At 68.2% G+C, this 8,776-nt stretch carries 13 protein-coding genes and 1 riboswitch; of the genes, 8 read left to right on the top strand and 5 right to left on the bottom strand.

Going from position 1 to position 8,776, the window contains the following annotated elements; genetic code table 11:
- Positions 1 to 54 precede the first annotated feature (54 nt).
- Both VPH43_RS19095 and VPH43_RS19100 read right to left on the bottom strand, forming a co-directional pair.
- Positions 55 to 273: a hypothetical protein gene (locus VPH43_RS19095; RefSeq protein ID WP_328579337.1), complete on the bottom strand. Its 219-nt coding sequence runs from the start codon at positions 271 to 273 to the stop codon at positions 55 to 57.
- A gap of 2 nt (positions 274 to 275) precedes the next feature.
- A complete protein-coding gene (locus tag VPH43_RS19100; protein ID WP_328579338.1) occupies positions 276 to 488 on the bottom strand; it encodes a hypothetical protein in 213 nt (70 codons plus the stop codon).
- Between the two features lie 268 nt (positions 489 to 756).
- Between VPH43_RS19100 and VPH43_RS19105 the strand changes: the two genes are divergently transcribed.
- Positions 757 to 1,659, top strand: coding sequence for a D-alanyl-D-alanine carboxypeptidase family protein (locus VPH43_RS19105; protein ID WP_328579339.1), 903 nt, complete (start codon positions 757 to 759; stop codon positions 1,657 to 1,659).
- On the opposite strand, the gene VPH43_RS19110 is transcribed toward VPH43_RS19105, so the two are convergent.
- Both VPH43_RS19110 and VPH43_RS19115 read right to left on the bottom strand, forming a co-directional pair.
- Positions 1,653 to 2,105, bottom strand: a complete 453-nt coding sequence (locus VPH43_RS19110; RefSeq protein WP_328579340.1) for a PaaI family thioesterase — start codon at positions 2,103 to 2,105, stop codon at positions 1,653 to 1,655. The genes VPH43_RS19105 and VPH43_RS19110 overlap by 7 nt on opposite strands.
- A 14-nt stretch (positions 2,106 to 2,119) precedes the next feature.
- Positions 2,120 to 2,536 carry a MerR family DNA-binding transcriptional regulator gene (locus VPH43_RS19115; protein ID WP_328579341.1) on the bottom strand — a complete coding sequence of 139 codons (417 nt, stop codon included), beginning with the start codon at positions 2,534 to 2,536 and terminating at the stop codon, positions 2,120 to 2,122.
- A 68-nt stretch (positions 2,537 to 2,604) separates the two neighbouring features.
- Positions 2,605 to 2,762: riboswitch (FMN riboswitch) on the top strand.
- Between the two features lie 106 nt (positions 2,763 to 2,868).
- Between VPH43_RS19115 and ribB the strand changes: the two genes are divergently transcribed.
- Positions 2,869 to 3,516 (top strand): 3,4-dihydroxy-2-butanone-4-phosphate synthase, encoded by a 648-nt coding sequence (gene ribB, locus VPH43_RS19120; RefSeq protein WP_328579342.1) that lies wholly within the window; start codon positions 2,869 to 2,871, stop codon positions 3,514 to 3,516.
- A gap of 12 nt (positions 3,517 to 3,528) precedes the next feature.
- Positions 3,529 to 4,194, top strand: a complete 666-nt coding sequence (locus VPH43_RS19125) for a riboflavin synthase subunit alpha (RefSeq protein ID WP_328579343.1) — start codon at positions 3,529 to 3,531, stop codon at positions 4,192 to 4,194.
- On the opposite strand, the gene VPH43_RS19130 is transcribed toward VPH43_RS19125, so the two are convergent.
- Complete coding sequence (locus VPH43_RS19130; RefSeq protein WP_328579344.1) at positions 4,143 to 4,637, bottom strand: NUDIX hydrolase; 495 nt, start codon at positions 4,635 to 4,637, stop codon at positions 4,143 to 4,145. The two genes, VPH43_RS19125 and VPH43_RS19130, sit on opposite strands and share 52 nt — an antisense overlap.
- Before the next feature lie 123 nt (positions 4,638 to 4,760).
- Here VPH43_RS19130 and VPH43_RS19135 point away from each other — a divergent pair, with 123 nt between their 5' ends.
- Genes VPH43_RS19135 through VPH43_RS19155 form a run of 5 tightly spaced genes read left to right on the top strand, consistent with a single transcriptional unit; the run spans position 4,761 to position 8,682 of the window.
- Positions 4,761 to 5,876: a Re/Si-specific NAD(P)(+) transhydrogenase subunit alpha gene (locus VPH43_RS19135; RefSeq protein WP_328579345.1), complete on the top strand. Its 1,116-nt coding sequence runs from the start codon at positions 4,761 to 4,763 to the stop codon at positions 5,874 to 5,876.
- A 5-nt stretch (positions 5,877 to 5,881) separates the two neighbouring features.
- A complete protein-coding gene (panD, locus tag VPH43_RS19140; RefSeq protein WP_328579583.1) occupies positions 5,882 to 6,244 on the top strand; it encodes an aspartate 1-decarboxylase in 363 nt (120 codons plus the stop codon).
- Positions 6,245 to 6,247: 3 nt separating this feature from the next.
- Positions 6,248 to 6,934 (top strand): hypothetical protein, encoded by a 687-nt coding sequence (locus tag VPH43_RS19145; protein ID WP_328579346.1) that lies wholly within the window; start codon positions 6,248 to 6,250, stop codon positions 6,932 to 6,934.
- Positions 6,935 to 6,937: 3 nt separating this feature from the next.
- Complete coding sequence (locus tag VPH43_RS19150; protein WP_328579347.1) at positions 6,938 to 7,258, top strand: NAD(P) transhydrogenase subunit alpha; 321 nt, start codon at positions 6,938 to 6,940, stop codon at positions 7,256 to 7,258.
- Complete coding sequence (locus VPH43_RS19155; RefSeq protein ID WP_328579348.1) at positions 7,255 to 8,682, top strand: NAD(P)(+) transhydrogenase (Re/Si-specific) subunit beta; 1,428 nt, start codon at positions 7,255 to 7,257, stop codon at positions 8,680 to 8,682. The genes VPH43_RS19150 and VPH43_RS19155 overlap by 4 nt, the downstream gene beginning before the upstream one ends.
- Positions 8,683 to 8,776 lie beyond the last annotated feature (94 nt).

An 8,776-nucleotide genomic window follows, 5' to 3' on the forward strand; every position in this document is an offset into this window, starting at 1 on the left:
GAATCAGCGCCGCACTGAGCGCAAACGGCCGCAGCGGCGAGAACCGCTGCGGGCTCAGCGGCCGCCGGGGCTGGCGCGGTTGCCGAGCAGGCGCGCGGGCAGCATGAACACCGTGCGCAGCAGGGCGAAGACGCCGTCGACGGCGACGCCGAGCAGGCGGAAGGGCAGGGCCAGCAGCCAGACGACCGGTGCGAGCACCAGGGCGAGCAAGGCCAGCGGCCAGCTCAACACCAGCAGCACGCACCAGCCGACGAACAGCAGCAGGGCTGTCATGTTCAGCCGCGCTTGCGGCCCGTGACGACCACCTGTTGCACCGCGTTTCCAACGATTTCCACCTGCTGGATGATGGGCGCGTTGGCTTCGGCGTATTCGGTCGCGGCGCTGTTGTATTGGCCGTCGGCCAGGGCGTCCAGACCGCCCAGCGTGGCCAGGGTGACCAGTGCGGCCAGGCTCATCGCCGTGGCTTGCGGGGTGAGGCGGTTCAACATGGTGGGCTCCTTCGGGGGACAACGCTCATTGCGTTGAGATCAACTCTAGGCTTCTGCGGGACCAGCGCAAACCTTCGCGCGACGAACTGCGGAGGCGCCGTGACGAACGGCACACGAAGCGGATAAACAGGTTTTGTGTAACAGCAGGCCCCGCCGCGGGAACCTCTGTAGCGATATGTGCTCGGATGAAGCCCTGTGAGATTTGCTGCAAATCAAACGGGCTCTCCTGGCGCACCGCGCTGTCTGCTGTCACCCCCACCGCCTGCCCATGTTGAAGAACGCCTTCGTTGCCCTACTTTTGTCCTGCGCCAGCGCAGCCTGGAGCGCCGTGCCGCTGCGCTCGGCCCATGCGTTGGTGCTGGACGCCGCCACCGGCCAGGTGCTGCTGGAAAAGGACGCCACCACGCCCGCGCCGATCGCGTCCATGACCAAGCTGATGACCGCCATGGTGGTGCTGGACGCGCACCTGCCGCCCGATGAAGTGGTGCGCATCGACAAGGAGGACTACGACACCCTGAAGTTCACCAAGTCGGGCGTGCCGGCCGGCTCCATCCTCAGCCGCGAAGACGCGCTGACCCTGGCGCTGATGTCCTCGGACAACCATGCTGCTGCCGCGCTGGCGCGCACCTACCCGGGCGGGCGCACGGCGTTCCTGGACGCGGTGAAGCTCAAGATCGCGGCCCTGCACCTGGAGAACACGGTGATCGAGGAACCGACCGGGCTGTCGCCGAACAACCACGCCACCGCGCACGACATGGCCAAGATCCTCAAGGCCGCTTCCGCCTACCCGGAGATCGCGGTGGCCACCAGCCAGCGCGGCGACACCATTGCGGTGAACGGCCGGCGCCGCAACTTCCACAACACCAACGGCCTGGTCGGTGCGCCGGGTTGGGAAATCACCGCGTCCAAGACCGGCTTCACCAACGAGGCGGGGCGCTGCGTCTCCATGCGGCTGGAATCCGCCGGCCGCAGCATCCTGGTGGTGCTGATGGGCGCGGTGGACAGCTCCAAGCGCACGCTGGACGCGCTGGACATCCGCCGCTGGCTGGGCGGCGAGCAGGACACCACCGTTGCGTCCAACGGCCGTGCCGCGGAGCCGCGTGCCCGCACCGCGGCGCGCCGCAGCGGCAGCCGCAAGCCGGTGCGCCGCACGGTGTCGGTCAGCTACTGAACGGCGGCCGGCGCGCGGGCGGCGGTGTCCACGTTGCGGGCCGTGGCCAGCAAGGTCGCGCACAGCGTCTCGCGGCCTTGTTCGTCCACCGCGAACACATCGGCCGCACAGACGGTGAGCAGCCGGGCGGCGCTGAGCACCCGCCCGCGCGAGCGCAGCAGCGCGCCCGCCGCCGGCGCGACGATCTTCAGGCTGGTGTCGATGGTGGCATTCACCCAGCCGGGCGGCAGCAGGGTGCCGGCGGCGGCCACGGCGGCGAAGTCGGCCGCCGCGAACACCGCCGTGGCCTGCAGCTGGCCGGGGCGGAAGCTGAAGGCATCGGTGACCGGCAGCTCCAGCGTCACCTCGCCGGGCGCCACGTTCACGAACCGCAGCTGGAGCGTCTGCGCCACCGGCATCGCCAGCACCATGCGCTGCACCTGTTCGGTCATCGGCAGGGATGTCATCGTCTCTCCTTGGGTCACGGTGAACGGGTGTGGCGCACCTTGGGCCAGGGCGTTGCGCCTGAAGGGGAACGTTCGCGCGCCTGCTTCTGCTGCTGCACCAGCCACTGCACGTGGTCCAGCAGGGCCTGGCGCTGCTGCTGTCGTGTGCTGATCTCCTGGTCCAGCTCCGCCACGCGCTGCTGCAGCGCGTCGATCACCTGGGCGTGGCTGAGCCGGCCGGCGCGATAGGCCGGCAGGTTCTCCGCAATCCGCTGCAGCGGCAGGCCCATCTGCCGGCCCATCACGATGAACACCACCTCGCGCACCACGCGCTCGTCGTAGTCGCGGTAGCCGCTGGGCAGGCGGCGCGGCTTCAGCAGCCCCAGGCGCTCGTAGTGGCGCAGGGCATGGGCCGACACACCAGTGCGTTCGGCGAGTTGGGAGATCCTCATGACCCCGACCTTAGCAACCTTGGTGCTGCACGAAGGTTATAAGATGGCTGCGCCGGGGTGTTCCCGGCACACGTCTTCAGGGCGGGGTGGAATTCCCCACCGGCGGTAGGTGGCCTGCAAAGGCCATGAGCCCGCGAGCGCCTGCACTCCGCCATGGAGCGCAGGGTCAGCAGACCTGGTCAGATGCCAGGGCCGACGGTCACAGTCCGGATGAAAGAAGATGTGCTGATGCGCTTGCCGCGCCTTCAAGCCCGCGGGCTGGGCGCGAGCATGCGCCTCCGCGCGCCCCTGAAACGTTTTTCGCCACTTTGTTCTGACGAGGAGCGTTTCACATGTCCGACCTTTCCTTTCCCCATGACCTTTCCCCGCGCCTGCAAACGGCGCTTGCTGCGCTGCGCGAGGGCCGCGCCGTGCTCCTGCTCGACGACCACGACCGCGAGAACGAAGCGGACCTCATCGTGGCCACCGACACGCTGAGCGTGGAGATGATGGCGCTGTTGATCCGGGAGTGCAGTGGCATCGTCTGCCTGTGCCTGCCCGATGAGGCACTGCGCCGGCTCGCGCTGCCGCCGATGGTGGCGCACAACGGCAGCCGCTACGGCACCGCCTTCACCGTCTCCATCGAGGCGCGCGAGGGCGTGACCACCGGCGTGAGCGCGGCCGACCGCGTGGCCACCATCCGGGCCGCAACCGCCGTGGGCGCCACTCCGGCCAACCTGGTGAGCCCCGGCCATGTGTTCCCGCTCCGGGCCCATCCGGGCGGCGTGCTGGCGCGGCGCGGCCACACCGAAGGCGCGGTGGAGCTGGCCCGCCTGGCGGGCCTGACGCCCGCCGCGGTGCTGTGCGAGCTGATGAACCCCGACGGCACCATGGCCCGTGGCGAGGCGGTGGAGCGCTTCTCCAGGCTCCACCGTTTCCCCATCCTGACCATCGCCGAGCTGGTGGACGCGGTGCATGGCCTGGCGGCCGTGCTGGCGTGATGGAGGCGCCGCATGTACACCGGCATCGTGCAAGCCCGCGGCCGGGTGCTGCGCCTGGAGACGGCGCCGCATGGCGGCCGCCTGTGGGTGCAGTTCCCGCCCGCGCTGATGCGCGGCCTGCAGCTGGGCGCCAGCGTCGCCGTCGATGGGGTCTGCCTGTCGGTGGTGGCGATGAGCGGCCGCGAGATCGCCTTCGACGTGGTGCAGGCCACCCTGACGCACACCAACCTGGCCGACCGTCGGGCCGGCGATGAGCTGAACCTGGAGCGCTCGGCGCGCCAGGGCGCAGAGATCGGCGGCCATCCGCTGTCCGGCCATGTGTCCACCACTGGCACTGTCACCTCGGCGGTGTTCGAGGGCGCGGACGCGCACCTGGCCTTCACCGTGGCGCCGCGCTGGTCGCGTTATCTGTTCGAGCGCGGCTTTGTCGCGGTGGATGGGGCCAGCCTCACGGTGTCCGCGGTGGACCCGGCGCGCGGTGAATGCCGGGTGCAGCTGATCCCCGATACGTTAAGGCGCACCGCGCTGCGGCGGCACCGGCCGGGCTCACGCGTCAACGTGGAGGTGGAGCACCACACCCAGGTGCTGGTGGATGTGGTGGAGCGCGTGTTGGCGGGCGGCGCCGCTCAGCCGGGAATCCAGGGGTCGTACAGCGAGGGGTGCGTGCTCAGCACCTGAAGCGGAAAACGGCGCCCGGCGAGGTGGTCTTCCAGGCACTGCAGCACCAGCGGGCTGCGGTGCAGGGCCTGGGAGGCGCGCACTTCGTCGGGCGTCATCCACAGGGTGCGCACGATGCCCTCGTCCAGCTTCAGGGCCGGGTCGGGCTCGCTCACGGTGCCGGTGAAGGCGAAGCGCAAGTAGGTGACGTCTTCACCGTCCGCGCGCCGAAAGCGCGAGAGGTACACGCCCACCAGCGCATCCGGCGTGAAGCGGCAGGCCGTCTCTTCCAGCACCTCGCGCTCCACCCCCTGCTGCAGCGATTCTTCCGGGTCGAGGTGGCCGGCCGGGTTGTTCAGGCGCAGGCCTTCGCGGGTCTGCTCCTCCACCATCAGGAAGCGGCCGTCGCGTTCCACGATGGCGGCCACCGTGACGCTGGGTTTCCATCGTTGCGGGTTCGACATGGGGCGCGATGGTAGTGGATGAGCCCTAAAGACGCGCAAGCGACAAGAAGGCTTGTTGGCTTTGTGTAAGCTTCGCCGCCAACACCCAACCACCCGCGCGAGGGCGGACAAGGAGCGAACACCATGCTGATCGGCATCCCGCTGGAAACGACGGCGGGCGAAACCCGTGTGGCTGTCACCCCGGAGACGGCAAAAAAACTCAAGGCGCAGGGCCACACGCTGAAGCTGCAGTCCGGCGCCGGTGTGGCCGCCAGCGCGCCCGACGCCGCCTATGAGGCGGTGGGGGTGGAGATCACCGATCGCGCGGGGGCCTTCGGCTGCGACCTGGTGCTGAAGGTGCGTTCGCCGCTGGCCGATGAGCTGCCGCTGATGAAGCCTGGCGCCGCATTGGTGGGCATGCTCAACCCCTTCGACAAGCCGGGCCTGGCCGCGCTGGCCGGCGCACAGCTCACCGCCTTTGCCCTCGAGGCCGCGCCGCGCACCACGCGCGCGCAGAGCATGGACGTGCTCTCCTCGCAGGCCAACATTGCCGGCTACAAGGCGGTGATGCTGGCCGCCAATGTGTACCAGCGCTTCTTTCCCATGCTGATGACCGCCGCCGGCACGGTGAAGGCGGCGCGGGTGGTGATCCTCGGCGTGGGCGTGGCGGGCTTGCAGGCGATTGCAACGGCCAAGCGCCTGGGCGCGGTGATCGAGGCCAGCGACGTGCGCCCCAGCGTGAAGGAGCAGGTGGAGTCGCTGGGCGGCAAGTTCATCGACGTGCCCTACGAGACCCAGGAAGAGAAGGAAGCGGCCGAAGGCGTGGGTGGTTATGCCCGCCCCATGCCGCCCTCGTGGCTGGAGCGCCAGAAGGTGGAAGTAGCCAAGCGCGTGGCCCAGGCCGACGTGGTGATCTCCACCGCGCTGATCCCCGGCCGCGCCGCGCCGGTGCTCATCACCGAGGAGATGGTGAAAAGCATGAAGCCCGGTTCGGTGATCGTGGACATCGCCGCACCGGCCGGCGGCAACTGCCCGCTCACGGTGCCGGGCCAGACGGTGCAGCGCCACGGCGTCACGCTGATCGGCGAAACAAACCTCCCCGCCCTGGTGGGCGCCGATGCCAGCGCGCTCTACGCTCGCAACGTGTTGGACTTCCTCAAGCTGGTGCTCACCAAGGAAGGCACGCTGCAGGTGCCGATGGACGACGACATCGTGGCCGCCTGCCTGGTGGCACGCGACGGGCAGGTGCTGAAGGCATGAATGAGCTGAACCGGGTGATGCTGCGGGCCAAGCTGCACCGCGCCACCGTGACCGAAGCCGACCTGCACTACGAGGGCAGCTGCGGCATCGACGCTGCCTTGCTGGACGCGGCCGGCATGCGCGAGTACGAGAAGATCGAGCTCTACAACGTCAACAACGGCGAGCGCTTTTCCACCTACATCATCCAGGCGCCGGCCGGCTCGGGCGCGATCTCGCTCAATGGCGCCGCGGCGCGCAAGGCGCATGTGGGCGACCTGCTCATCATCTGCACCTACGCCCCCATGAGCGAAAGCCAGGCGGCCACGCACAAGCCGCGCGTGGTGCTGCTGGGCGAGGGCAACCGCATCCAGCAGATCAAGGAACTGTAGGCCGTGATCCGCACCCTGCTGCTGCTGCTGCTGGTCACCCTGGTGCCCGGGCTCGCGGGTGCGGAGACGGTGGGCCGGGTCGACTTCCCGCTGCCGAGCGCTGAATGGCAACTGGTGGCCGACTATGAGCACCCGCTGACCTTCAACGGGGGCGAGCACTCGATTCCGCTGTTCACCAAGCTGTACCAGCTGCCTGGCGCCGGGCGGCAACCGAAGGCGCTGCTGCTCGTTACCGCCACCAGCGGCTCCCACGCCGGCAAGGTGCGGTGGGTCAGCGAGAAGTGCCCGCCCGCGCGGCCCAGGTTCTTTGCCGAGGACTTTCATACCAACAAGGTCACCAGCCACATCGAGTGCCTGGTGGTGAATCCGGTGTTCTCGCCGCCGGCGTACTTCAAGAACAACGCCAAGGTGCTGCAGGCCCTGGCCGACAAGGGCGTGGAGCTGCCGAAATCCGCGGTGTCCCTGCGCAGCACGGTCACGTCCCAGGCCGGCACCTACCTGCATGTGAACCTGATGGCCGGCAAGGACTTTGTCGGCCTGCCCGGCACCACGCTCTACACCGACGACGCCCACGAGGTGGCGCCGGCGCTGGTGGCGTGGGGCGAGGAACTCCACTGGGCCGTGCGCAGCGCGATGCGGTCCCTCCGCGGAGCGCTGCAGCTGCCCGCGATCGAATTCGAAAAGAGGTAAGCCATGGAAGCCATCAGTCCGACCGTCATCAACCTGATCATCTTCGTGCTGGCGATCTACGTCGGCTACCACGTGGTGTGGAACGTCACGCCGGCGCTGCACACACCGCTGATGGCGGTGACCAACGCCATCTCGGCGATCGTGATCGTGGGCGCCATGCTGGCGGCGGCCCTCACCGAAACCACGCTCGGCAAGACCATGGGCGTGCTGGCGGTGGCGCTGGCGGCGGTGAACGTCTTCGGCGGCTTCCTGGTCACGCGCCGCATGCTGGAGATGTTCAAGAAGAAGGAAAAGAAGGCGCCGGCCGCGGGAGCGCACAAATGAGCGTCAACCTCGTCACGCTGCTGTACCTCGTCGCGAGCATCTGCTTCATCCAGGCCTTGAAGGGCCTGTCGCATCCCACCACGTCCATCCGCGGCAACCTGTTCGGCATGGCCGGCATGACGATCGCGGTGGTCACCACCGCGGCGCTCATCGTCAAGCTGGCCGGTGGCAACGTGGGTGGGCTGGGTTATGTGCTGTTCGGCCTGCTGATCGGTGGCAGCGCCGGCGCCATCATGGCCAACCGGGTCGAGATGACCAAGATGCCGGAGCTGGTGGCCTTCATGCACAGCATGATCGGCCTGGCGGCGGTGTTCATCGCAGTGGCCGCAGTGGCGGAGCCATCGGCGCTGCTGCACGGCCTGAACAAGGGCGATCCCATCCCCACCGGCAACCGGCTGGAGTTGTTCCTGGGTGCGGCCATCGGCGCCATCACCTTCAGCGGTTCGGTCATCGCGTTCGGCAAGCTCAGCGGCAAGTACAAGTTCCGCCTGTTCCAGGGCGCGCCGGTCACTTTCGGCGGCCAGCACCTGCTGAACCTGTTCCTCGGCATCGCGACCGTGGCGCTGGGCCTTGCCTTCATGTTCACCGGGAACTGGAGCGCGTTCTTCCTGATGCTGGCCCTGAGCTTCGTGCTGGGCGTGCTGATCATCATCCCGATCGGCGGGGCCGACATGCCGGTGGTGGTGTCCATGCTCAACAGCTATTCGGGCTGGGCGGCGGCGGGCATCGGCTTTTCGCTCAACAACAGCATGCTGATCATTGCCGGCTCGCTGGTGGGCAGCTCGGGCGCGATCCTGAGCTACATCATGTGCAAGGCGATGAACCGCTCGTTCTTCAACGTGATCCTGGGCGGCTTTGGCGGGGAGGCCGGCGCCGCTGCGCAAGGCCAGCAGGCCCAGCGCAGCGTCAAGAGCGGCAGCGCCGACGACGCGGCCTTCATCCTGGGCAATGCGGAAACCGTGGTCATCGTGCCGGGTTATGGCCTGGCGGTGGCGCGCGCCCAGCATGCGGTGAAGGAGCTGGCGGCCAAGCTCACCGAGAAGGGCATTACCGTCAAGTACGCCATCCATCCGGTGGCGGGGCGCATGCCGGGCCACATGAACGTGCTGTTGGCCGAAGCCGAGGTGCCCTACGACCAGGTGTTCGAGATGGAGGACATCAACGGCGAGTTCGGCCAGGCCGACGTGGCCATCATCCTGGGCGCCAACGACGTGGTGAACCCCGCCGCGCTGCAAAAGGGCAGCCCGATCTTCGGCATGCCGATCCTCGAGGCCTACAAGGCCAAGACGGTGATCGTGAACAAGCGCTCCATGGCCGCGGGATACGCGGGCCTGGACAACGAGTTGTTCTACATGGACAAGACCATGATGGTGTTCGGCGACGCGAAGAAGGTGGTCGAGGACATGGTCAAGGCCATCGAATAAGTCGCATCCGGGGCGGTCTTGGAGGGCCGCCCCTAGAGTTGCATAGCGAAACACCCAATGTGGGCAACAGGGGCGGCGTTCAGAATCGCCCATC

Origin of the sequence: Ideonella sp. BN130291 (assembly GCF_036231905.1) — a bacterium.
Lineage (GTDB): Bacteria > Pseudomonadota > Gammaproteobacteria > Burkholderiales > Burkholderiaceae_C > CAMLIZ01.